This window comes from Marinomonas profundimaris (assembly GCF_000508165.1).
GTDB lineage: Bacteria > Pseudomonadota > Gammaproteobacteria > Pseudomonadales > Marinomonadaceae > Marinomonas > Marinomonas profundimaris.
On the sequence record NZ_AYOZ01000002.1, the window covers coordinates 1 to 22439 of the forward strand.

Here is a 22439-nt window from a genome sequence, read left to right on the forward strand (position 1 = left end):
TCTTCCGCTTTTCGACTTGCTTCAGGTTTTCGGTATCGGGCAATCCAATCATGCATACTTTTGTAACTAACGCCAAGTCGCTCAACCACTTAAGCGATCTTATAGCCGCGCTCAGTGAATTGTTTAACGGCTTTAATTTTGAAATCATCGGTATAGCGTTTTCCACTCATAATTCACCTCATTTTTACCTATTATTATATAGCTGTGAGATGTCTACAAAACTGGGTCCATACCAATTTATTACCAGTTCTATTCGAGCCAAATTTCCAAGTGCAAACAGTACGGCGAGCTTATTGTCATTCTTTGATAGCCCTTTATAAACCGCTTTTCGGAATCCGAACTGACATTTCAGTATCCGAAACGGATGCTCTACTTTCGCTCTGATACTGGCCTTTATGTACTCCGTGTTAATGGGCTGTTTGTTTATTCGTGGGTGCTTTTTCCATTCTCGTACTTTGCTTGGCATCTCTGCAACCAACCAATCCAACTTTTTATCTTTGTTTTCCTCACGCTTTTCTACGCCACGGTAGCCAGAGTCCATTTATGTTAGCTGTGGACAAAAAATTAACCTGATGTTAACTGGCTCTATAGCAAAAGTATGGGTTCAGTCTGAGTTGATGCCTTATATAAATGTTACCAACACAGCAAGTGGTGGAAGTGTGCGAGAGCTCTAGTCACTGCTTATATATAGACAAAGTCACAGCAAGAGGGGACAGCAAAGCAGGGTATCGGTGTACCGTTGTCGCGAGTGAAGAGGTTTGGCAGGAAACTTTTTTTAATTTTACCTTGAAAATTTGTGGCTGAATGCTGGTCAAAAAAAAAGCCCGCTATTTACGGGCTCTTTGACTCAAAAATAAATTAGATGAATTAATCTTTTGTGAAAATTAATGCAGCGCCTACTTTGAGTAATTCTCTTACTTGTTCTGCTGCTTTATCTCCATCATATCCAATTATAAAGTCTGTTCCGCTATTACGTTTAACAAGTTTGAATTTTGTACCTGATGCAAACATATACGTAAAGCCGAACCCAATTGCCGAGGATAGAGCTATTCTACCGTAAATAAAAGGTGAAGCGACATCTTGAGAAAGTGCTTTATCTTGCTTCTTAGGTTTAAAAGGGTATTCAACACCATCTGAGCGAGACTTTTCTTTATCTTCAACAGTCAAGTCAGTAATTAAAGATGCTTCAGCGATTAAACTAATAAGTTGAGCGTGGCTTTTACTAAGGTAATTGTGAGACTCTATCATTTGAATCAATTGATCGTTAACAGTTAATGGTCTGCCTTTAGTGACTGTCCATTCACCGTTTTCTAAAGTAACAGTACATTCCAGCTTAGTATCAAAATCATTTTCAGTGACTTCTGCACTATCGGTTGAAATACTGCTCATATCGAGTAGTTGATTACTTTCCCAGCTTCCAGTTGCTATGTAAAACTTCACTTTAGGTTTGATTTTATATGTTTCTCCGGGTTCTGGAGACCAGGAATACCCCATGAAACCTTGCTGACTTTGTACACCAAAGGTGAGGCTAGGATACCACGAGTATTTTTCTTCGTCGTTTTGTGCAAATGGATCCACTTCTACTTCCACTTTTCCAGGATCTGCCGTTCCTGATACTGGGCTCGATAGATCTGGGCCTAAGTGTTCATCTGAGATGGTAAATGCTGCAGTAAGACCATCTGTGAGATCTACTTTTTCTGTTATTGAGGATTCTATTACTGTATTTAGTCCTACAGCATTATTTGAACATCCAGCTTCAGTTGAGTATTGAAGTGGGATGGTAAAGCTATTTAATTGTTTGGTGTTATTCGGTTTGATTGTTATGTAGGCTGATGAGTTCAAATATAAGTCTGAAGAAAATGTATCTTCTGGTTCGCTTAAAAAAGCCCAGAATTGTTTTTTTGAGGAGGTTTTGTTAACGATAAAAATTTTATAATTATCCATGATTATATCCTTTAAATTCATTAATTATTATGGAGTGAATTCCAGTTTTTCTTTACCTCAGTATTGAGGAGATTTGATTATTGTATTTTTTTCAATTAAATAATTGTTTATATGTGGGTGTTTTTTGTGATTTTCTATATTTTAAAGGTGTTGTTCCCATTTGTTTTTTAAAACTATGATTGAATGCACTTTGGTCGTTGTATCCAATACGTAGTGCAACTTCAGAAATAGGAATGTCAGTATTGGATAATAACCAAATGCTATGATTGATTTTCAGCTTTCGGATATAATCCGATGCTGAACATTGGTGTTCAAATTTGAAGTATTTATCAATATGTGTAACGCTAACAGACAGGAAAGAAGCTATTGACTCTACTGTGATTGATCTGTCCATGTTTTGAGTTACATACATCGATACATGAGAGGAGAGACTGCTATTAATATCCCATAGATCAAGATAGCTTGTAATAGATAGTTGTTGAAGTGTTTGATTCAATTCTTCGTAATTTATCGGCAAAATTAGAGCTGTAACATTTTTATAATAATATGCTTCTTTTCGCTCATTGTTGTTTGATAAATACAGTATCCACCAAGTATTCGGAGAGCTCTCTTTTTTTTTAAAATATTCTAGTGTTGATATTATTATGGTTTTACCATCATGTTCTTTTTTTGATACTGCCTCTAGGTTTTCTTTAATGCATGTTTTTTTGATGTCATTGATTTTATAAATTATTTTCATGTTTTTAGCGTCCGTATCTTTTTTAAACAAAATATTTTATCAACTAAAACTTACCATATAATAATTCAATTCAATTTTTATTTAATTAACCTCATTTTTCTTTTATTAATTAATGTATGGTTTGCTTTTTTTTTATTTTTATATTGTGAAAAACATCATTTTTTTTGTGTTTTTTTCATAACACATAAAGAATGCTGCTAATAATTTTAGAGATTAATTTGCCAATTGACTCTATCCGCATCTGGGCTAGCATTCTTCATGGAGAACTTGGAGTCAAAACTTGGAGGCAAAACTTGGAGTCAAAACTTGGGGTCAGATGAAAAATAGCTCTGAATCTTCATCGGCTCCAAATAACTACGCCAAAGCTATGCCACTGCCCAACAAGCCTGCCAAGACGACCTCATCAAAAGCCAACGTCAAGGTACCAGCGTCACACACGACGCTCTTATTGACTAGATACGGGCAACCCAAACCTCCTCGCCAAGGGCATCCTTACCCTAAACGACACCTTCCCACCCGAAATGAAAGGCAACTGGTCCATCGACAAAATCACCGCAAGAGGCGACAGCAAAGCAGGGTACAGGTGTTCGGTTGTCGCGAGTGAGGTTGTTTGAGTTTGTGGGGATTGATGAAAATTTATGTATGCATATACAGTTTATTTTTTGAAGTGATCTCATTTTTGCGCGTTTAGCCATTTAAATGATTGTGCTATACGTTTTTTGTACTAATCTTGATTGATAAAAATATTTAGTGTTAATGGGTGAATGAAATAACGCACACGCTTTTTTTCCCAGTTTTAATTTCTTTGAATTGCTTTATATGATTTTTATTATTCAATGATTTATAAGGTTTTTGTGAAGGTCTTGAAACTTTCTAAACACGCATGCGCATTATTAAAATACTAGTGTTGTAATCAAACTATGGAGTGTAAAATGGAATTAGGTGCATTTTCAGTAAGTTTATCGGTTAATAATATCGAAGAGTCGAAAGTTTTTTATCAAAAGTTGGGTTTCGAGATAGTTGGTGGAGATCAATCTAAAAACTGGTTAATACTTCGAAATGGCGATCACATAATAGGATTATTTCAGGATAAGTTTGAAGGTAATATCATGACTTTCAATCCAGGCTGGAGTAGCAAATGTAAGCCATTAGAATCTTATACTGATGTTAGAGAACTTTTAAAAGAGTTTGAAGCTCAAGGTGTCAATATAATACAAGAATCTATTTCGGGTGAAAGTGGTCCTTCGAGTTTCTCTATTAAAGATCCTGATGGCAATTCAATCCTGATAGACCAGCATGTATAAACAACACTAACAAGCACTTCAAACGGAAGCAGCCACGGTTTATTTTCTCCATTGACCCGCCCCCAATCTTGATCTAGTATTTCTCTTGCACTGGCAAAATCCAGTGCCGGGATTCGAACCCCGTTTATACCGAAGCGGCCTAAAACACGCACCGCGTGTTTTTTTGTGGCCGGAGTCCGCCTGTTATGGTGGGTCTTTGTTGGGCAACCTTCGGGTTGGCCGTTCCTTCGGGCGGTAGTTCGAACCTGATTTAGACTCACCACCTTATTGAGATTCGAACCTCACGAGGTGGTCAAAACTTTGACCGAAGGAGGCCATCGATGGCTATGCAACTTATTCCGCTTCATACTCGCTCTATCAACGATCAAACCCTTGATACCGTAAACGCCCGTGAACTTCACGCCTTTTTAGAAGTAGGCAGATATTTTGCTAACTGGATTAAAGTTCGTATAGATAAATATGGCTTTGTAGAAGGCGAAGATTTTACGGTTATTTCCCGCTTGCCAAATTCGGCAAGCGGGAATCGTGGCGCTACAAAAGAGTATTTCGTCACCCTAGACATGGCCAAAGAACTTGCCATGGTCGAACGCAACGACAAGGGCAAACAAGCCCGCCGCTACTTCATCGACTGCGAAAAACAACTCCACGAGCAAAAACAACTTCCCGCCACCACGCCCAACACGGCAACCCTCGAAACCAGCTTCCAAGAAACAGAAAAGTACCAACTCCTCAACGACATGGTGAAAGCCATGAAACTGCAAAGCAACCCCGTCGTCATCCCCTCTAAAGAACTCGTCGACTTAATCCAAGCCGTCCGCATGTACCAAACCCAAATCGCCCAGCTACGCACACCAGACTGGGTAAACGACAACATCACCCGCGTCAAAGACCTCGCCCAACGCAACTTCACAGATTTCTAAACGACAGGCACAAAAAAGCCCACTTATGTGGGCTTTAGTTGTTGTTTTTAAATGCTTTTGACGTTATTTTCACTAACTTAAGTTGATGGTAATAGCCATTATTAAAAGTAACTATTTATGTTAATTAATTTAGAGGGACGTTATGTTTGAACAGCTTAGGGAAAAGTATCAGGAGCATGCAGATAGACTTGAAGCTTCATATATAAAATCAAATGAACTTGGGCTTTCGCCTTCATATCTCCCTTATAAAGAGTTTGATAAATCCGTTTTAGAGAATTTATATCAAATCGTTGATATGGTTAATCCTTTCTTAAACTATGACAATGTGCCTGGTGCCTGCTTGTATGCCCATTTTGAGTTAAAAAAAGCTTTTGCACATTACGGGTATCATTCTGAGTTGGTTTTTGGGGATGTTCTTGTAAATGGGGCTCCGCACATGGGGTGTGATATTGAAGATCTAGAATCCCAGTTAATCGAAGGTATCACTAATAAAGGTCAAAAGGTGCATTGCTGGCTGTTAATGGATAGCGGTTTATTTTTTGACGCTACACTAATTAGAGATGTTATTGGCGGAGAGCATGCGGGCGAATCCTTGGGTTTTGGTTTTTCGCGTTATGATGAGGGCATTGTTTTTGAGCATAAAGCGATGTTGGTAGGTGAAGAATTTATTCGAAGAACGAATCCATTGGTTTATAAATAGAGCCAATACAAGTGAATTTGCTCATTTCAGGCACAGAGAATAATAAAATGAGCACTTGTGCAAAAAGCTCAATAGTATGGGCTTTTTGTACAGACAGTGATTTCTTATGAGCACTTGTTAGCCTATATCTCATCCACAAATTCTGTGAGTTTGGGGCCAGATGAAAATTAGCGATACATCTTCATCTGACTTCTATTATCAGATATTACAGACACTCATTCGACCATATCGCTTCCACAAACTCAGGGTGATCGATAAACGGATTACTAAGAATTTGGGGTCAGATGAAAAATAGCACTGAACCTTCATTGATCCCAAATAACTACGCCAAAGCTACGACAACACAACCACCGCCCAACAAGCCTGCCAAGACGACCTCATCAAAAGCCAACGCCAAGGCACGCTAGATACGGGCAACCCAACTCGTCGCAGAAGGCATCCTCACCCTAAACGACCCCTTCCCACCGGAAATGAAAGGCAAATGGTCCATCGACAAAGTCACCGCACGCGGCGACAGCAAAGCAGGGTATCGGTGTACTGTGGTCGCGAGTGAGGTTGTTTGAGGTGTTTTGGTGCCAGAATGGCACCATGTTGACAGCTTTGTGCTTTTGGTGTCATAATGGCACCAAGTAGTATTCTTCTGCTTATTTTGTAATTTCTTTAACTAACTAGGAGTAATAAAAATGAATAGATTGAAAATGAAAGCCGTAACTTAGCGATTTTAGGAGTTGATACGAAACAGAAAACACACAGAAATTTTGGCTGAACTATGAGTAAGCCAAGGAGTAAGCGATGACTATATCTCATGTACAAGAAAATGTGCGACTCGTTGCTCGAGCGCCAAAAGATGTTCAAGAGATCATTACTAATGCGGCGGAATTGTCCGGTGCTTCAATGTCTCAGTTTATGATTGATGCAGCCTTAGATAAGGCAAAGGAAGTGGTAGAACGAAGTAGACTACTAATGCTGTCTATGGAAGGGGCTAACCGATTTTTTGAAGCATTAGACAATCCGCCAGAGATTAAACATCTTGATGACGCTTATGAAGCGCTAAAGGGTTATGAGAATGGCAGTGTCACCTTTAAAAGAAAGCCACAATCGTAAACGATTCGATTGTGGTAATGAACGAATTAACAAGTTTTTAAAAGAATCTGCGAACAGTGCAGCAAAGCGCAATCTGTCTAGGACGTTTGTTCTGGAAGGAAGCGATGAAACAGACATTGCGGGCTTCTACTCGCTCAGCAATATTGAGGTCAAAGTTCCTGTTCCTCATAAACTTTACAAGAAATACCCTAACCCATTGCCCGGCGTGACATTAGCGAGAATGGGCGTGGATGAAGATTACCAAGGGCAGGGCATCGCCAAGATAATGGTAATCGATGCAATGAGGCGAACATTGCTGATAAACGAGAACATGGGCGTCGTAGGGCTATTTGTTGACGCTAAAGACGATGACCTCGTTAAATTTTATCAACATCGCGGCTTTATCTTCCTTCAGAAGGAAGAACACACCTCCAAACTTTGGATGCCGATCAACGCCATTGTGACTTTCTTCAAAGATCGAAAATAACCTATTAAGGCATTAATCCATTGCGGGTTGCTGCCTTAACTATTTCCTATTAAAAGCCTACCTAAACGACACCTTACTGATAGATTAAGTCTGGCATGTTTTCTGGTGAGCATTGTTGCCAGCTTCATAGTGGAGCTTTAGGCAAAAAACGGTGCGTGTGATTTGGTCTTTAGAATTGAATTCTCTGATCGGGTGTCATTCGTTGAGTTTGTTATTTTTTACATACTCGAAAGCAATAAGCTGGTTTCACTGTTTAAGATGCCATTGACTTCTCGAACTCGGCGCAGTACGCGGTCGAATTCTCCTAGGCTGGTGGTTTGCAATTCGGCAATCAAATCCCAAGCGCCGTTGGTGGTATGTAGCGTCACGAGTTCAGGTATGCCGCGTAGTTTTTTGATGACTTGCGAGGTCGATTGTCCTGCAACTTCGATCATCATCATGGCGCGCACGGTTTCTTTTTCCACTTCCTTATGCACTCGCACCGTAAAGCCCAATATCACGCCGCTGGAAACCAGTCGATCAAGGCGGTTCTGTACGGTGGCTCGGGACACTTTCAAGATTTGAGAAAGATAGGAAATAGAGGCGCGGCCATCTTTGCGTAATTCGGCGATCAAGGCGCTGTCGAGGGAGTCATAAATATAGGGTGTCATGATTACCACTGAGCAAAAAGTTGGGTTAGCAATAAAATTGTACAATTCGATAATTGCGACATATCAAAGTGCAATAAATGCTGTCTAATTTTATAAATTACTGACATTTTAAACAACACTAGCACTCTTTAAGATGAGCATCCACTCCACTGATGCTATGAGAGATGTGTTACATGACAAACATTATTGTTCATTCCCAGCCACCAGAAGCCATTGTGATGGTCCGGCCTCACTGTTTCGTTTCCAACCCTGAAACCATGGCGGACAACGCTTTTCAGCGAATGAGTTATGCCGAGTCTGCCTCGCTTTCCGCTTATGACGAAGTAACTCAAGCGGTGGAAACTTTGAAAGCAGAAGGGGTGACGGTGCATTTGTTTGAAGATACAAGTAACGCCACACCAGACTCGGTGTTTCCTAACAATTGGTTTTCTACACATCATCACGGCACCTTGGTTAAGTACCCAATGTACGCACCCAATCGTCGTAAAGAATACCGCCAAGACGTCATGGATTATTTAATCGAAGCGTATGATTATTCCAGCATAATTGACCTTCGCGATGCGGCTGACCAACAGGCTTTTTTAGAAGGTACGGGGTCGATTGTGTTTGATCACCGGAATAAGGTTGCGTACGCCGCGGCGTCGAAACGCACACACGAACGTTTGTTTTATGAATTATGCGAGTCAATCGGCTATCACGGCGTGTTGTTTGATGCGTCGGATGAAAACGGTATTCCTGTGTATCACAGTAATGTGTTGATGTGCATTAGCAGTCAGTTTGTCATGATCGGCATGGACATGGTGGCGTCAAAAGATCGCGAAAGGCTTTATCAGTTATTTGAGTTGGGCGGTTTGTCTGTGATCGAATTGAGTCATCAGCAAATACGGCAATTCTGTGGTAACGCGATTGAGTTAAAAGGCAAAGCAGGGCGTTTACTGGCGCTGTCTTTAACAGCATTTAATGCGCTGACGGATTCACAAAAAAAGCAGATTCAGCAATCGAACACATTGGTGCCATTGGCGGTACCCACTATTGAATCGGCTGGTGGTTCGGTGCGTTGCATGATCGCCGGTGTGCATCGTCTTGTTGGTTAAATGAAATTTTTATAAGACGTGCTGCAAAGAATCCGTGAAAAGAAGCAGTAAAACAGCCAAAGCAACCGCGCCGAAGGTGGGGGTGATTTGCTTTGGCGGATCTATCAATCGTTGGTTTTGAACTTCATGGAAATGGAGTTCACGCAATGACGGATATTGTTTTCGGTGAGTCTTTCGCCTTCAAATACATGGCCAAGGTGGCCTTCGCAGTTCGCACAAACGATCTCGACACGACGACCATCTGCGTCTGGAACACGCTTGACGGCGTCTTTGATTTCATCGTCAAAACTCGGCCAACCGCAATGGGAAACAAACTTATGTTCAGAGGTATAGAGTGGCGCGTCACATTGGCGACAAACGTATAAACCGCCTTCCATTGTGTCTGTGTATTCTCCAGTAAACGGGCGTTCTGTGCCTTTATCAAGAATGACGCTGGCTTCGGCTGGCGTCAGTTGGTTGTAGGGTTTACTCATATCAATTCACTCTCTTGCCACGATGGCGGGACTTTATTAACGTAAATTATGGCATGCCTTATCTTAGGATACTAAGACAATAAAATGGACGATGAGTTCTATCCGGCAATAAAAAAGGAGCGCTCCCTCCTTCGATTGTACTTTGCCTATTTCGATTACACGGCAGGGCGTTCATCGTACTGTGGCTTGTCGTCGCAGATGTCGTACCATTCGGCTTTTGAACCGACAAAAATATGCGACGACGGTTTTCCTTCAATTTTGGTATCCAGCGTACCAATGCGTAAACGCAGTAATTCTGGCATGTGAGGTCGACGGCTATACAGTGGAGAGGCGCATTGTTTGCAAAAAACACGGAAAACATTTGGCGTTGACTCGTATTCTGCCAATAGCTCTTTGCCTTTCAAAAGTACAAATGCCGTGGTTGGAATGGCGGCATTGGCCGCAAAAGCAGAACCATTGGCTTTGCGGCATTTTTGACAATGGCACTGCATGATATCACCGAGTTCGCCACGAATTTCGTATTGAATACCATTGCATAAACAGCTTCCTGATAACATAAGGTTCTCCTGATGATTGCTGTGTTTCGTGTATTTTAAGGTGTGCTTTTATGGCTAAAGTAACATTGATTATTACGTTGGAACAACCGTACTTTGCATGATGTGGATTGCATAAAACCGTGTTTGTTACGTGTTTGTGACGCGCCTGTTCAGCTCGCTTGATTTCGCCATTGTTGACGAAACTTCAAAGGTGAAAGGCGTTTGAAGTTTTTAAACTGGCGGTTGAAGTTAGATTGATTTAAAAAGCCGCTTTTTTCTGCGATCAGTGCGACAGGCAGTTCGCTGCTGATCAATAAAGAGCAAGCGTGGCCGATCCTGACTTCATTAAGGTATTGATTAAAACTCTGCTGCATATTGGTTTTGAAAAAACGCACAAAATGACTGGTGCTCATGGCGCTCACTTTTGCAGCGTCGGCTAATTGAATGTCGTCTGCGAAGTGGTCATGTAACCAACGCAATACTTGGCTGAGTCTGTGTTGTTGGTTGGCGTTGGTTTGTTGAGTATGAAATTTAGAGCTAGCGAGTTTCTTGTGCGGCTCCTTTTGTAAACAGGCCAATATTTCAAGTAAAAGCGTGAGTTTTCGAGCGTCGTCCGCTTGAATCATGTCGATAAATCGAGGGCGAAGCTGGCGAGCAATGTTGTCTGAAAATTGGATACCCTGATGTGCTTGATTGAGCTTTTCTTTTAGCAAATTCAATTCTGGAAATAACGTCACCACATTGTCGATCCAAGCATGACTGAACCATAAAACGATCACGCTAATGGGTTTGTTGCTGTCGAGTTTGCGTTGAGAATGCCAAGTGTGTGGCAGGTTTGGACCGATCAGCGTTAAGTCGTTGTCCGCGTATTCTTCAATATTGTCTCCAATATAGCGCTTTCCTGCGCTGTTTATAGAAAACGTCAGCTCATATTCTGGATGAAAATGCCACTCGAACGGGATTTCGTCTAACTCCCTAAGCAAAAATTGCCAAGAAGTTTGCGCTTTGGATAAGAATTCTAAATGGGCTTTCATGACATTATTGGCACTTATCAATCATTGGTATCGATAATAATGATCAGATAGTACTTAAATGCAAGCGTATTTTGTCAAAATGACGGCTCAATCTCATTACACTTAACGTAAGAAGCACAGCATCAAAAATAAAAGGTAAATGCGATGTCAGATAACGTTAACACACCGGGGAATCGATCAGCGGGTCGTCATGTTGGCGCCGCGCTTAGCGATATTCAAAAACAAATGCCGTTGCGCGTTTTGTCTGAAGCACAATTCCGCCACTGGCAAGAAAAAGGCTATGTGGTTATTTCCAATGCGATTAGCGCATCCGATGTGCAAGCCACCGTCGACTTTCTTTGGGCGTTTCAGGAAATGTCTTCGTCCGATCCAGACAGTTGGTATGCACCTCAACGGTTAGATCACGCCATGACAGAACTGAACAACTCAGGAATGGTTGAAGCGTATCACCATCAAACATTGTGGAATAACCGCCAAGCACAACGTGTGTATGATAGCTTTGTGGATATTTGGGACAAAGAAGCCTTGTGGGTCACAATTGACAGAGCCAATTTGAATCCACCCAATCGAGCGGGTCGTGAGTTTTCGGGCTTTATTCATTGGGACAGCGACACGTCACAAACGCCGTTGCCGATTAGTGTGCAGGGTGTCTTGGCACTTTCTGATACCGATGACGAAACGGGCGGTTTTCAATGCGTACCAGAATTGTATCGGGATCTGACGGTTTGGCGAGAAAGCCAGCCGCTGGATCGTGACCCTTTTAAACCGGACTTAACCGGCTACCAAGCCGAGTCTGTTGCCATGAAGGCAGGTGATTTACTAATTTTTAATGGTTTGCTGCCTCATGGTATTCGCCCGAATACGTCTGACCGAGTGCGCCTCGCGCAATATATTTCGATGAGTCCCGCCTCGGATGATGAATCCGTTCGTGAGTGGCGATTGGACTGCTTCGAACAAAAATCGCCCCCAATAGGCTACGCGTTTCCTGGTGACCCACGACAATGGGAAAAAACGGCCTATCCCAGTGCGACATTGTCGCCTTTGGGTGAAAAACTGCTGGGGCAAAAGGCGTGGTAAATACTATTGAAGTTACCGAATAGAGGAAAGGGTCGGGTAATTCAAATACTAGGAGACTTAAAGCGCCGTTGAATGAGGTTGAGCGCGGATTTCGGTAATTACATTGATTTCACTAAGTTGTGCTGGTTACACTGGATGAAGACATTAGATTATCCAATATGATTCTAAGGAGCCACGTGTGAGCCAGACATTTGATTCAATATTTAAACAAGACGTTAAGCGGATTCATTATCAAATTGATGTATTAGATTCGAATAAAAGCCATATTCACGTTGTCATTTGGCCGACATTTTCTGGTTTGAGTGATTTTGAAAAAAGCGTCGCGGATCAGATCGCAGCGTTTGGCTTCTCAGTGACCGCGATTGACTTATACGGTCAAGACAAGAACCCTGTGGCGCTGGATGAAAAACGGGCAAAAATGGGAGCGTTGCTGGCAGAAGCAGAGCCTTTGCATGCGCTGCAACATGAACTCACACAGTCTGCTTGCGATGGCATACAGACTAAAACCATCGTTCATGTCGGGTTTTGTTTAGGCGGTCGATTGGCGTTAGAAGCTGGATTGCATTTTGAGGGCAGCGCAGGTGCGGCGAGTTTTCATGGGTTGATGAGCTTCTTTCGCGCTCAATCAGAAGACAAAGCCAATACCAAGGCCAAAATATTGGTGCTGAACGGACATCAAGACCCATTAGTACCAGAAGGCGATGCACAAGAAGCAAAACGCTATTGGACGAGTTTAGGAATGGATTTCCAGTTTGTGGATTTCAGTAACACCGTGCATTCATTTATGTTGCCAAGTGCCAACAACCCTGATCACGGAAGCCAATATAATCCGCTGACAGCGCAGCGTTCGTATCTTTATTTGGCGAATTTTTTAGAAGAGTTTGTTTAGGAGAAAATAAGTGAATTAACGCCTCGCATAGATGCTCTATGCGAGGCTTTTTATTCACTAACGTACTGGCACTGGACGGTTAACCAAGGCTTGGCCGTCACGATTAAACAAGTAGCAGTCTTCTTTTTTGATGCCAACTTGGACGTTTTCGCCATGTCGAGTCAGGTTTGAACCGCTGACTTCGATAGTGAGTTTGTGTCCTTCAAATTGACCATAAAGATAGGTTAAGCCACCAAGGTGTTCTGCGACGTCAATATCAATGGACAAAGTCACGTCTGCGTCTTGAGGGTTTTCTTTGACGTGTTCTGGGCGAATGCCCAGCTTGACGGATTCGTTGACGGAGATTTTTGTACCATCTACTTCGAGTGCCATTTGCTGTCCAGCAATCTCAATAATCGCGATGTCTTGGCGGTCGATGCTGATGACTTTACCATCGAGAAAGTTCATTTTTGGTGAGCCAATAAATCCTGCCACAAATTCGTTGGCAGGGTTGTGATAAAGCTCGAGAGGCGAACCAACTTGTTCCACATTACCGGCGCGCAATACCACGATTTTATCGGCTAAGGTCATGGCTTCTACTTGATCGTGCGTCACGTAAACCATGGTGGCTTTGAGTTTGTTGTGAAGTTGAGCGATTTGAATGCGCATGTCGACGCGCAATTCGGCGTCTAGGTTAGACAGAGGCTCATCAAACAAGAAGACTTCTGGTTGACGAACAATCGCGCGACCAATCGCGACACGTTGGCGCTGACCACCAGACAGTTGTTTTGGTTTGCGGTCAAGCAGTTCGTTGAGTTGCAAAATATTCGCTGCGTTGCTGACTTGTGCTTTAATTTTTTCAGGATCAACGCCGTTCATGCGCAAGCCGAAACTCATGTTTTCTTCGACCGTCATGTGAGGGTAGAGCGCATACGATTGGAACACCATGGCAACCCCGCGATCGGCTGGCGCAACGTTGTTCATGTTAACGCCATTGATCTCGAGTTTTCCGTTTGTGATGTCTTCAAGCCCAGCTATTAAGCGCAGTAGCGTGGATTTACCACAACCAGATGGGCCTACAAAGACCACAAATTCACCGTCGTTTAGGTCTAGATCGACGCCATGAATTGTCTCGATATCATGAAACCGTTTGATGACGTTTGTTAGTTTTATCGTCGCCATAATGGACTTTCCTATACTAGTTAGAGGCCATGGCCCCCATTCGGGTGGATACTTTCTTACAGGCGTCTTTGACCAATGTTTGAAAGTGTTGGAAGCGTGCTTCGTTTACTCGAAATTTTGGTGCAGTAATACTCAGCGCCGCAATGGGTTCGTTTCTGTGGTTCAAAATGACAGAAGCGGCGCATTGAATGCCTTCTTCGTGTTCTTCTAAATCCAACGATATTTTGCTTTCACGAATTCTGATAAGTGCATTTCTTAACATGGCTTCGTTAATAAGCGTGGCGTCTGTGTGCTTGATAAATGTTTGTTCTTTGATTGCGTCGGCCAGTAAATCTTCGCTGAGAAACGCCATCATGGCTTTACCAACACCCGTGCAATAAGCCGGGCCTTTTTTACCGACAGCAGAAAAAAGTCGCAAGCTTTTCTGGCTTTCCAGTTTGTCGATGTAAATCACATCGCCTCGATCCAGTACGGCAAGGTGAATGGTTTCGCCTGTCTCATTCCACAGATGTTTCATTTGATCCGCGGCAATGTCGCGCACATCAATTTTTGACCACGCTTGATGGGCCAGTTCTAACAATCCGTAACCTGGGTGATACAGCTGTGTGGCTTCGTCAAAACGAATCAAGCCTTTGTCCGTCAGCGACATCAATGTGCGATGCGCGGTGGCTTTTGGGAGGTCGGTTTTATCGACCAGTTCTGCAAAGCGTAATGGCACAGGCGTCATGCAAACTTCTTGCAATAGGCTAAGTGCTTTGTCTAGCGATGAGCCTCCGCTCTTAGTTTCCAAGTCTGCCATAGGTGTTTTCCTTGTTATTTTTATGGGGTCAAATTGGACCAAATTAGCGCGCTGAAAAAATGTTCTAAATTCAGTATTGCAAAAAATGGAACTTTATTCCATTATTTTATTAGACGAATTATCTGCCCTCACATTTAGCGTTGGATTACAGATAGTAAGTAGGGCAATAAATTAACGAATAAAAATAAGAGGTATGTGCGCCATGCAGAAACTGCATAGCAGACAACAACAATGGATGCCGGTTTTGTTCTTAGCGCCAGCTGTCATTTTGTTTGTGGTCTACGTTATTTTTCCGATTCTCCAGAGTATCTGGTTGAGTTTTTATGAGTGGGATGGCATTGGCGAAAAAACCTTTGTGGGTTTTAGCAATTACATCGAACTCTTCGATGACTACCAATTCTGGGTGGCACTAAAAAACAATCTCTATTGGATGGTGTTCTTCATGCTGGCGCCGCCAATTGGTTTGGGAATAGCTTTGTTTCTGAATCAAAAAGTCATGGGTATACGCCTTGTAAAATCCATGTTTTTCTTTCCTTTTGTCATTTCACAAGTTGTCGTCGGCTTAGTTTTTTCGTGGTTTTACGATCCTTCTTTTGGTCTTTTCAATAAAGCACTTGGCTTATTTGGTATGGAGCCAGTCGCCGTTCTGTCCGATGAAAATTGGGTGACATTCGGCATCATAGTCGCGGGGCTTTGGCCGCAAATTGCCTATTGCATGATCTTGTATCTCACGGGCTTAAATAACCTCAGTCCAGACCAAATCGAAGCGGCACGTTTGGATGGCGCGCATGGCTGGAAAATGCTTCGTCATGTGATTCTTCCTCAGCTAAAACCCGCCACATTCATTGCGATTGTGGTGACGGTGATTGGCGCGCTGCGTAGCTTTGACCTTGTGGCGACCATGACCAGCGGCGGGCCGTTTGGTACGTCCAGTGTGTTGGCTTACTTCATGTATGAGCAGTCCATTTTTAATTATCGAGCGGGTTACGGTGCGGCAATAGCAACTGTGTTGTTCCTGATTATGGATATTTATATTGCCTACTTCTTGTGGCGCATGCTGAAGAGTGAGAAAGCCTAATGTTTCCAACACCTATTGAAAAAAGATCCTTACCTTTTAATTTAAGTTATCGCGTTGCCGTATGGATTTCGCTGTTCCTGTGGTTGCTGCCATTGTTGGCGGTTTTGCTGACCTCAGCACGGTCAACCGCCGACATTAATGCCGGTAATTACTGGGGCATTCCGTCCGAATGGATGCTGTTTGAAAACTACACCATGGTGTTCACCGAAACGCCAATGTTGCGCTATTTATTGAACTCTATTTTGATCACGGTGCCGGCAGTCATTGGCGCGGTTGCCTTGTCTACCTTGGCGGGCTATGCGCTGGCCAAGTTCAAGTTTCGGGGCAATGTGGCTTTATTCGCGGCGTTTATCGCGGGAAATTTTGTACCATTTCAAATTCTAATGATTCCGGTGCGTGATTTAACCATTGGCATGGGGTTGTACGACACGGCGACGGGTTTGATCCTTTTCCATGTCGCGTTTCAAACAGGGTTTTGTACCTTGTTTATGCGCAACTTTATTGTGGGCTTGCCAGATGAATTGATCGAAGCGGCGCGCGTTGAAGGCGTGAGCGAATGGCAGATTTTCTGGCATGTTGTCTTGCCGTTGGTGCGTCCCGCTTTGGCGGCGTTGTCGGTGCTGATTTTTACCTTTATCTGGAATGATTACTTTTGGGCATTGGTGCTAGTACAGAGCGATGAAGTGCGTCCTATTACCGCCGGCATCAGTGCGTTAAAAGGTCAGTGGATGGCGTCTTGGCAGTTGATTGCAGCGGGCTCTATTGTCGCGGCATTGCCTCCGGTTATCTTGTTTTTCGCCATGCAACGACACTTTATTGCAGGCTTAACATTGGGTGCGACAAAAGGTTAATCATGATGAAAAATAATGTAGACATGAACTTTTATCGCCAAGATCAGCAGGGCAAAACCTTGGTCATTGCTTGCCCACAACAGGGCGCACCGGAGTTGGTTTTTTTTGGTGATGCATTGCCTGCGACAACCGATTTGGCGAGTCTGTATTTGTCGAAACAAATGGCCATTCCGCAAGCCATGTTGGACAAGCCCGCACCTATGTCTTTGATTCCCGAAGCGGGCCGAGGTTGGTTGCAATCGCCCGCGGTGGAAGCCAGCGCGGAAGATCGCCCTGTCTGGTCGGCGTGTTGGGTATTAGTTGACGTAAATGAAACCCAAGCTGGATTGTCAATTCGCTTAGAAGACAATGTGGCTCAGCTTGCACTTACACTGGATATTGGGTTGTTGTCATCGGGCGTGTTGCGACAACAATTAACCTTGACCAATCAAGGTCGGGGCGATGTGACGGTTCAGCGCTTGGCGTGTACTTTGCCGGTGGCGAGTCATTATGTTGAACGCATGGGTTTTTATGGCCGTTGGTGCCAAGAATTTCAGCAAGAGCGCAGCGATTGGCAATCGACTTGGTTGCAAGAAAACCGTAACGGCCGTAATTGTCATGCGAACTTTCCTGCGGTAATTGTCGGCGAACAAGGTTTTGGCGAACAGCAAGGCGAGCTGGTCGGCGCGCATTTAGCGTGGAGCGGCAATCACAGATTAAAAGCCGATTACACAGTAGAAGGCCATCGTTATTTGCAAGCGGAAGCCTTGTATTTGCCGGGCGAGATTGTTTTGGCGACGAATGAAACCCTTTCTACACCAGAATTTTTATCCAGCCACAGCGCTTCTGGTTTGAACACCATGAGTCAACAATTCCATCAAGAAGCGCGCCAGCGTTTGCATCTTTCAAAACCCCGTCCTGTGCATCTCAATACTTGGGAAGCATTCTATTTTGATCATGATATGACTCAACTGAAAGCCTTGGCAAAAGCCGCGGCAGACGTGGGCGTGGAGCGTTATATCCTCGATGATGGTTGGTTCCGTGGTCGTGATCATGACAAAGCGGCGTTGGGCGATTGGTTTGTGGATGAAACAAAATACCCAGACGGTTTGATGCCGCTGATCCGTTACGTCAAAGACGATCTCGGTATGGAATTTGGTTTGTGGTTTGAGCCTGAAATGGTCAATCCAGATTCCGATCTCTTTCGTGCGCACCCCGATTGGGCGTTGCAATTGCCTCAATACAGCGCCGCGTTGGCGCGCAATCAGTTGGTATTAAATCTCGCCAAACCAGACGCTTATCAATACATTCGTGAACGGTTGTTTGCCTTGTTTACGGAGTATCCGATTGATTATGTGAAATGGGATATGAACCGAGATTACACTCAGCCGAGTGGTGATATCGCCCCGCAAGCGCATGCTCAAGTAGGGGCTTTGTATCGGTTACTGGATGAGATAAACCAAGCGTTTCCAGACATGGAAATCGAAAGCTGTTCGTCCGGCGGAGCACGGGTGGACTTTGGTATTTTGAATTACACCAAACGTTTTTGGGCGTCCGATTGCAACGACGCATTAGAGCGCCAGAGCATTCAGCGTGGCTTTAGTTATTTCTTTCCGCCCGAGGTTATGGGCTCTCACATTGGCCCAGATAAAAGCCATACCACCAGCCGAATTCACGATGTGGCATTTCGAGCGGGCACAGCCATGCTTGGGCATTTAGGCATCGAATGGAACTTGTTAGACGCCAATGCAGAGCAAAAAGCGACGATTGCGAATTGGTTGTCTCATTACAAACAGCATCGTGACATTTTGCACCAAGGCAATAATTGGCGTTTATCGAGCGCCGATGGCCGAGCACAAACGCAATGGTCATTAAGCCAAGATCGCAGGCAAGGTTTGGCGGTTTACAGTCAGCTTGCCATGCCAAAACAAGCGCAAACGTTGCCGGTGCGTTTACCCAATTTATTGCCTGAACAGAATTATCGAGTGGTGGTGTTGGAACACAGCCCATTGCCAAGCCACCTTATGAAAGCCTTACCAGCGTGGTGGAAAAAAGACCTTGTTTTGAACGGTGCGAGCTTGAGTCAAGCGGGTCTCCAGTTGCCAATTTTAGACCCCGAATCCCTTATTTTATTAAGCATCCAAGCTGTGCCTTTGGCGGAGAATCATTGAATGAGCGACACGAATAATAAAGACAAAAAGCCACTGCGCAGTCAGCAATGGTACGGAAAACTAGACAAAGACGGCTTTATTCATCGCAGTTGGATGAAAAACCAAGGCTTACCAGATCACAGTTTTGATGGTCGACCAATCATTGGTATTTGCAATTCATGGAGTGAATTGACGCCGTGTAATGCGCACCTGCGTGAATTAGCAGAATACGTGAAACGTGGTGTGTGGGAAGCAGGCGGTGTGCCGCTTGAATTTCCTGTTATGTCCTTGGGGGAAACCCAAATGAAACCAACCGCCATGTTGTTTCGTAACTTGATGAGCATGGACGTAGAAGAATCCATGCGCGCTTACGGCATGGACGGCGTTGTGTTACTAGGCGGGTGCGATAAAACCACACCGGCACAATTAATGGGCGCGTGTTCGGTCGATTTGCCAACCATTGTGGTGTCGTCCGGCCCTATGCTGAACGGCAAATATCGTGGTAAAGACATTGGCTCTGGCACCGACGTGTGGAAATTCAGTGAAGCCGTTCGTGGCGGCAAAATGAGCCTAGACGAATTTATGCGCGCCGAATCGGGTATGTCTCGCTCGCGTGGAACCTGTATGACCATGGGCACCGCATCGACCATGGCGTGCCTAGTGGAAGCTTTGGGCATGTCGTTACCTGAAAATGGCACCTTGCCAGCGGTGGACGCGCGGCGTCAGGCGTTGGCGCACATGACGGGCGGGCGGATTGTCGAGATGGTCAAAGAAGACCTTAAACCGTCTGATATTCTGACCAAATCCGCGTTTGAAAACGCCATTCGTGCCAATGCAGCAATCGGTGGTTCCACCAATGCGGTGGTGCATTTACTGGCGATTGCCGGTCGAGTTGGGGTGGATTTGACCCTAGACGACTGGGATCGAATCGGGGCGGACATTCCATGTTTGGTGGATTTGATGCCATCGGGTCGATTCCTCATGGAAGATTTTCATTACGCGGGCGGTTTCCCCGCCTTGATCCAGCGCTTGAGTCATCTGTTTGATATGTCGGCCAACACCGTTTGCAACGCGAGCTTGGGCGAAATCACTGAAGGCGCAGAATGTTTCAATGAAGAAGTAATTCGTCCGCTTGATAAACCGTTGCGAGCCAATGCTGGCATTGCGGTATTGCGCGGCAATTTGTCACCACAAGGGGCGATTATCAAACCAAGCGCGGCGACGCCAGAATTACTGCAACACACCGGCAAAGCGGTGGTGTTTGAAAACATCGAAGACTACAAAGCGCGCATAGATACGCCGGAATTGGACGTGGATAAAGACTCTATTTTGGTTTTAAAAGGCTGTGGCCCAAAAGGTTATCCGGGCATGCCGGAAGTGGGCAACATGGCGCTGCCAAGTAAGCTATTGGAACAAGGTATTACAGACATGGTTCGCATTAGTGATGCACGCATGAGCGGCACTGCATTTGGTACTGTCGTGCTGCATGTGGCGCCAGAATCCACCATGGGCGGGCCATTGGCGTTGGTGCAGCACGGCGATGAAATTACCCTCGATGTGGAAGGGCGCGGTTTGCATTTGCACATCTCGGACGAAGAGATGGCCCGTCGTAAAGCGGCATGGCAACCAGAAAAAAGTGATTACCATCGCGGTTACGCAAAACTCTATATCGATCATGTAATGCAAGCCGATCAAGGAGCCGATTTGGATTTCCTCGTCGGCAGCAGTGGCTCGAAAGTGAGTCGGGAGTCTCATTAATGATAAATAATAAAAACAAGACGATTTATCCCAGTTTGGCTGGTCGACATGCGCTGGTAAGTGGCGGGGCGTCCGGCATTGGCGAAGCGCTGGTGCGAGCGTTGGCGCAGCAAGGTTGCTTGGTGAGTTTTTTTGATATCGACCAAGCGGCAGGCGATGCGTTGGCAAAAGAGTTGAAAGCGCAGGGTTATCAGGCGCATTTTGATCTGGTCGATTTGACGCAAATTGAAACGCTGAAAGACACCATTCATGGTCGAATGTCGGTGTGGGGAACGATTCGAGTTCTGGTGAATAACGCCGCGAATGATCATCGTCATACGCTGCAAGAGCTAACATCGGAACAATTCGATCAATGCATGTCAGTGAATTTGAAACATCACTTCTTTGCGGCGCAAGCGGTAGCGCCCGCCATGGCAGAAGCGGGTGGCGGCAGCATTATCAACATGAGTTCCAATTCGTGGATGCTTGGGCTGGCGGGTTATCCGGGGTATGTCACCGCCAAAGCGGGTATTTCTGGATTAACAAAAGGTTTGGCTCGTGAGTTGGGCGCGCAAAAAATTCGTGTCAATACGGTGTTGCCCGGTTGGGTGATGACCGAAAAGCAAAAGCGCTTATGGCTAACCCCAGAGGCCGAAGCGGAATTAATGACGCAGCAGTCATTGAAAGAAAAAATTGAGCCAGAAGACGTGGCGGATTTGGTGCTGTTCTTAGGCGCAGACGACAGCCGGATGATTTCTGGACAAAGTCTGGTGGTTGATGGAGGGCGCTTGTAATGACGTCATCAAATTCTGTTTCTCACTCTTTAAGCGGCAACGCGAGCTTTATCGCGGTGGATTGGGGAACCACCAATTTACGCGTTTTTCTGCTGAATCAGCATGGTGATATTCAGGCGCAACGCGACAGTGATCAAGGCATGTTGAAACTGGGCGCGTCGGAATTCGAGACCGTATTAGCGGATTTATTGGACGACTGGCTAACAAGCGATTTACCGATTTACATGGCGGGCATGGTGGGCAGTCGTGGAGGCTGGCAAGAAGTGCCATACCAGCGTTGTCCAATAAAACTTAGTGATTTATCCGAACACCTACATTGGTTAAAAACCGCTTTACCTAATCCCATTGCGATTGTGCCTGGTTTGCAAGGCCAAGGCGTTGCGGGGTATCACGATGTGATGCGTGGTGAAGAGACGCAATTATTAGGCGCAATGGATTGGTTGGAAGCGCAAGGTCGCACTGAGGAAGCCCCTGTTTTTTGTTTGCCCGGAACACACTGCAAATGGGTGCAAATCCAAAACGGTCACGTGACGCAATTTTCGACTTCGATCACGGGAGAGTTGTTTGCGCGTCTCAACGATGAATCCAGTTTGGTCAAAGGGTTGCCTAAGTCCGACGTGTTAAACGAAGGCGCGTTTAATCAGGGCGTATTGGCCAGCCAACAAGGCGGTGGCATTTTGCATCATTTGTTTAGCGCTCGCAGTCGGTTTGTGTGCGGTGAATTGGCTGCCGATGAAGTGAGAGACTACTTGTCTGGTGTGGTGATTGGTCATGATGTAAATGACATTTTAGAATCACTGAGCGCGCCAGAAAGCCCGGTTGTTATTGTCGGAAGCAAAGCATTAAGCGCGCGCTATGCGTTGGCGCTGGCTTCTCGTCAGCTTAAATCTGAGTTTTTAGACGCCAGCGAGGCGAGTATTCGCGGCTTAAAACGTTTGGCGAATAAAGGAGCGAAATGAA

The 22439-nt window shown here is 44.7% G+C and carries 22 protein-coding genes and 2 pseudogenes; 14 read left to right on the forward strand and 10 right to left on the reverse strand.

Annotated features, from left to right (window positions below):
• The 4 genes and pseudogenes from D104_RS37515 to D104_RS21305 form a co-directional block, all read right to left on the reverse strand.
• Positions 1–170: pseudogene (locus D104_RS37515) on the reverse strand (transposase); the annotation flags it as partial.
• A gap of 14 nt (positions 171–184) precedes the next feature.
• Positions 185–538, reverse strand: a pseudogene (locus D104_RS21300) (transposase); the annotation flags it as partial.
• A 329-nt stretch (positions 539–867) separates the two neighbouring features.
• Positions 868–1944, reverse strand: a complete 1077-nt coding sequence (locus D104_RS36945) for a hypothetical protein (RefSeq protein ID WP_051997726.1) — start codon at positions 1942–1944, stop codon at positions 868–870.
• 91 nt (positions 1945–2035) lie between these two features.
• Entirely contained in the window at positions 2036–2683 is a 648-nt protein-coding gene (locus D104_RS21305; RefSeq protein ID WP_024022667.1) for a helix-turn-helix domain-containing protein, read from the reverse strand.
• 932 nt (positions 2684–3615) lie between these two features.
• On the opposite strand from D104_RS21305, the gene D104_RS21310 reads away from it, so the two are divergent.
• From D104_RS21310 to D104_RS21320, 5 genes are all read left to right on the forward strand, one after another.
• Complete coding sequence (locus D104_RS21310) at positions 3616–3987, forward strand: VOC family protein (protein WP_024022668.1); 372 nt, start codon at positions 3616–3618, stop codon at positions 3985–3987.
• 320 nt (positions 3988–4307) lie between these two features.
• On the forward strand, positions 4308–4907 hold the full coding sequence (locus D104_RS36950) for an antA/AntB antirepressor family protein (RefSeq protein ID WP_051997727.1): 600 nt from the start codon (positions 4308–4310) through the stop codon (positions 4905–4907).
• 142 nt (positions 4908–5049) lie between these two features.
• Positions 5050–5607 carry a hypothetical protein gene (locus tag D104_RS21315; protein WP_024022669.1) on the forward strand — a complete coding sequence of 186 codons (558 nt, stop codon included), beginning with the start codon at positions 5050–5052 and terminating at the stop codon, positions 5605–5607.
• Positions 5608–6399: 792 nt separating this feature from the next.
• Entirely contained in the window at positions 6400–6711 is a 312-nt protein-coding gene (locus D104_RS0118610; RefSeq protein WP_024022670.1) for a type II toxin-antitoxin system TacA family antitoxin, read from the forward strand.
• Positions 6674–7177, forward strand: a complete 504-nt coding sequence (locus tag D104_RS21320; RefSeq protein ID WP_024022671.1) for a GNAT family N-acetyltransferase — start codon at positions 6674–6676, stop codon at positions 7175–7177. Before D104_RS0118610 ends, D104_RS21320 begins: the two co-directional genes overlap by 38 nt.
• Before the next feature lie 218 nt (positions 7178–7395).
• Here D104_RS21320 and D104_RS0118615 read toward each other — a convergent pair whose 3' ends face one another.
• Entirely contained in the window at positions 7396–7827 is a 432-nt protein-coding gene (locus D104_RS0118615; RefSeq protein WP_031214427.1) for an Lrp/AsnC family transcriptional regulator, read from the reverse strand.
• A 173-nt stretch (positions 7828–8000) separates the two neighbouring features.
• Here D104_RS0118615 and ctlX point away from each other — a divergent pair, with 173 nt between their 5' ends.
• Positions 8001–8921, forward strand: coding sequence for a citrulline utilization hydrolase CtlX (ctlX, locus tag D104_RS21325; protein WP_024022672.1), 921 nt, complete (start codon positions 8001–8003; stop codon positions 8919–8921).
• Positions 8922–9025: 104 nt separating this feature from the next.
• Here the strand turns inward: ctlX and D104_RS21330 are convergent, their stop codons facing one another.
• From D104_RS21330 to D104_RS21340, 3 genes are all read right to left on the reverse strand, one after another.
• Positions 9026–9394: a methionine-R-sulfoxide reductase gene (locus D104_RS21330; RefSeq protein ID WP_024022673.1), complete on the reverse strand. Its 369-nt coding sequence runs from the start codon at positions 9392–9394 to the stop codon at positions 9026–9028.
• A 155-nt stretch (positions 9395–9549) separates the two neighbouring features.
• Positions 9550–9951, reverse strand: coding sequence for a GFA family protein (locus D104_RS21335; protein ID WP_024022674.1), 402 nt, complete (start codon positions 9949–9951; stop codon positions 9550–9552).
• A gap of 149 nt (positions 9952–10100) precedes the next feature.
• On the reverse strand, positions 10101–10964 hold the full coding sequence (locus D104_RS21340) for a helix-turn-helix domain-containing protein (RefSeq protein ID WP_024022675.1): 864 nt from the start codon (positions 10962–10964) through the stop codon (positions 10101–10103).
• 144 nt (positions 10965–11108) lie between these two features.
• Between D104_RS21340 and D104_RS21345 the strand changes: the two genes are divergently transcribed.
• Complete coding sequence (locus D104_RS21345; RefSeq protein WP_024022676.1) at positions 11109–12041, forward strand: phytanoyl-CoA dioxygenase family protein; 933 nt, start codon at positions 11109–11111, stop codon at positions 12039–12041.
• Positions 12042–12219: 178 nt separating this feature from the next.
• On the forward strand, positions 12220–12930 hold the full coding sequence (locus tag D104_RS21350; RefSeq protein WP_024022677.1) for a dienelactone hydrolase family protein: 711 nt from the start codon (positions 12220–12222) through the stop codon (positions 12928–12930).
• 57 nt (positions 12931–12987) lie between these two features.
• On the opposite strand, the gene D104_RS21355 is transcribed toward D104_RS21350, so the two are convergent.
• Together D104_RS21355 and D104_RS21360 are read right to left on the reverse strand one after the other, a co-directional pair.
• Positions 12988–14091 (reverse strand): ABC transporter ATP-binding protein, encoded by a 1104-nt coding sequence (locus tag D104_RS21355; protein WP_024022678.1) that lies wholly within the window; start codon positions 14089–14091, stop codon positions 12988–12990.
• A 16-nt stretch (positions 14092–14107) separates the two neighbouring features.
• Complete coding sequence (locus D104_RS21360; protein ID WP_024022679.1) at positions 14108–14890, reverse strand: IclR family transcriptional regulator; 783 nt, start codon at positions 14888–14890, stop codon at positions 14108–14110.
• Positions 14891–15092: 202 nt separating this feature from the next.
• Here D104_RS21360 and D104_RS21365 point away from each other — a divergent pair, with 202 nt between their 5' ends.
• Genes D104_RS21365 through D104_RS21390 form a run of 6 tightly spaced genes read left to right on the forward strand, consistent with a single transcriptional unit; the run spans position 15093 to position 22438 of the window.
• On the forward strand, positions 15093–15968 hold the full coding sequence (locus tag D104_RS21365; protein ID WP_024022680.1) for a carbohydrate ABC transporter permease: 876 nt from the start codon (positions 15093–15095) through the stop codon (positions 15966–15968).
• Positions 15968–16819: a carbohydrate ABC transporter permease gene (locus tag D104_RS21370; RefSeq protein WP_024022681.1), complete on the forward strand. Its 852-nt coding sequence runs from the start codon at positions 15968–15970 to the stop codon at positions 16817–16819. Before D104_RS21365 ends, D104_RS21370 begins: the two co-directional genes overlap by 1 nt.
• A 2-nt stretch (positions 16820–16821) precedes the next feature.
• The gene (locus tag D104_RS21375; RefSeq protein WP_235075879.1) at positions 16822–18969 is read left to right on the forward strand and encodes an alpha-galactosidase; all 2148 of its coding nucleotides are present in this window, start codon (positions 16822–16824) and stop codon (positions 18967–18969) included.
• On the forward strand, positions 18970–20706 hold the full coding sequence (locus D104_RS21380) for an IlvD/Edd family dehydratase (RefSeq protein WP_024022683.1): 1737 nt from the start codon (positions 18970–18972) through the stop codon (positions 20704–20706).
• Positions 20706–21479, forward strand: coding sequence for an SDR family NAD(P)-dependent oxidoreductase (locus D104_RS21385; protein WP_024022684.1), 774 nt, complete (start codon positions 20706–20708; stop codon positions 21477–21479). The genes D104_RS21380 and D104_RS21385 overlap by 1 nt, the downstream gene beginning before the upstream one ends.
• On the forward strand, positions 21479–22438 hold the full coding sequence (locus tag D104_RS21390; RefSeq protein ID WP_024022685.1) for a 2-dehydro-3-deoxygalactonokinase: 960 nt from the start codon (positions 21479–21481) through the stop codon (positions 22436–22438). Before D104_RS21385 ends, D104_RS21390 begins: the two co-directional genes overlap by 1 nt.
• The last annotated feature ends 1 nt before the right edge of the window (position 22439 follow it).

Coding starts and splice junctions, on each gene's coding strand:
- D104_RS36945 (WP_051997726.1), bottom strand. CDS start 1,944: ATGGATAATTATAAAATTTTTATCGTTAACAAAACCTCCTCAAAAAAA.
- D104_RS21305 (WP_024022667.1), bottom strand. CDS start 2,683: ATGAAAATAATTTATAAAATCAATGACATCAAAAAAACATGCATTAAA.
- D104_RS21310 (WP_024022668.1), top strand. CDS start 3,616: ATGGAATTAGGTGCATTTTCAGTAAGTTTATCGGTTAATAATATCGAA.
- D104_RS36950 (WP_051997727.1), top strand. CDS start 4,308: ATGGCTATGCAACTTATTCCGCTTCATACTCGCTCTATCAACGATCAA.
- D104_RS21315 (WP_024022669.1), top strand. CDS start 5,050: ATGTTTGAACAGCTTAGGGAAAAGTATCAGGAGCATGCAGATAGACTT.
- D104_RS0118610 (WP_024022670.1), top strand. CDS start 6,400: ATGACTATATCTCATGTACAAGAAAATGTGCGACTCGTTGCTCGAGCG.
- D104_RS21320 (WP_024022671.1), top strand. CDS start 6,674: ATGGCAGTGTCACCTTTAAAAGAAAGCCACAATCGTAAACGATTCGAT.
- D104_RS0118615 (WP_031214427.1), bottom strand. CDS start 7,827: ATGACACCCTATATTTATGACTCCCTCGACAGCGCCTTGATCGCCGAA.
- ctlX (WP_024022672.1), top strand. CDS start 8,001: ATGACAAACATTATTGTTCATTCCCAGCCACCAGAAGCCATTGTGATG.
- D104_RS21330 (WP_024022673.1), bottom strand. CDS start 9,394: ATGAGTAAACCCTACAACCAACTGACGCCAGCCGAAGCCAGCGTCATT.
- D104_RS21335 (WP_024022674.1), bottom strand. CDS start 9,951: ATGTTATCAGGAAGCTGTTTATGCAATGGTATTCAATACGAAATTCGT.
- D104_RS21340 (WP_024022675.1), bottom strand. CDS start 10,964: ATGAAAGCCCATTTAGAATTCTTATCCAAAGCGCAAACTTCTTGGCAA.
- D104_RS21345 (WP_024022676.1), top strand. CDS start 11,109: ATGTCAGATAACGTTAACACACCGGGGAATCGATCAGCGGGTCGTCAT.
- D104_RS21355 (WP_024022678.1), bottom strand. CDS start 14,091: ATGGCGACGATAAAACTAACAAACGTCATCAAACGGTTTCATGATATC.
- D104_RS21360 (WP_024022679.1), bottom strand. CDS start 14,890: ATGGCAGACTTGGAAACTAAGAGCGGAGGCTCATCGCTAGACAAAGCA.
- D104_RS21365 (WP_024022680.1), top strand. CDS start 15,093: ATGCAGAAACTGCATAGCAGACAACAACAATGGATGCCGGTTTTGTTC.
- D104_RS21370 (WP_024022681.1), top strand. CDS start 15,968: ATGTTTCCAACACCTATTGAAAAAAGATCCTTACCTTTTAATTTAAGT.
- D104_RS21375 (WP_235075879.1), top strand. CDS start 16,822: ATGATGAAAAATAATGTAGACATGAACTTTTATCGCCAAGATCAGCAG.
- D104_RS21380 (WP_024022683.1), top strand. CDS start 18,970: ATGAGCGACACGAATAATAAAGACAAAAAGCCACTGCGCAGTCAGCAA.
- D104_RS21385 (WP_024022684.1), top strand. CDS start 20,706: ATGATAAATAATAAAAACAAGACGATTTATCCCAGTTTGGCTGGTCGA.
- D104_RS21390 (WP_024022685.1), top strand. CDS start 21,479: ATGACGTCATCAAATTCTGTTTCTCACTCTTTAAGCGGCAACGCGAGC.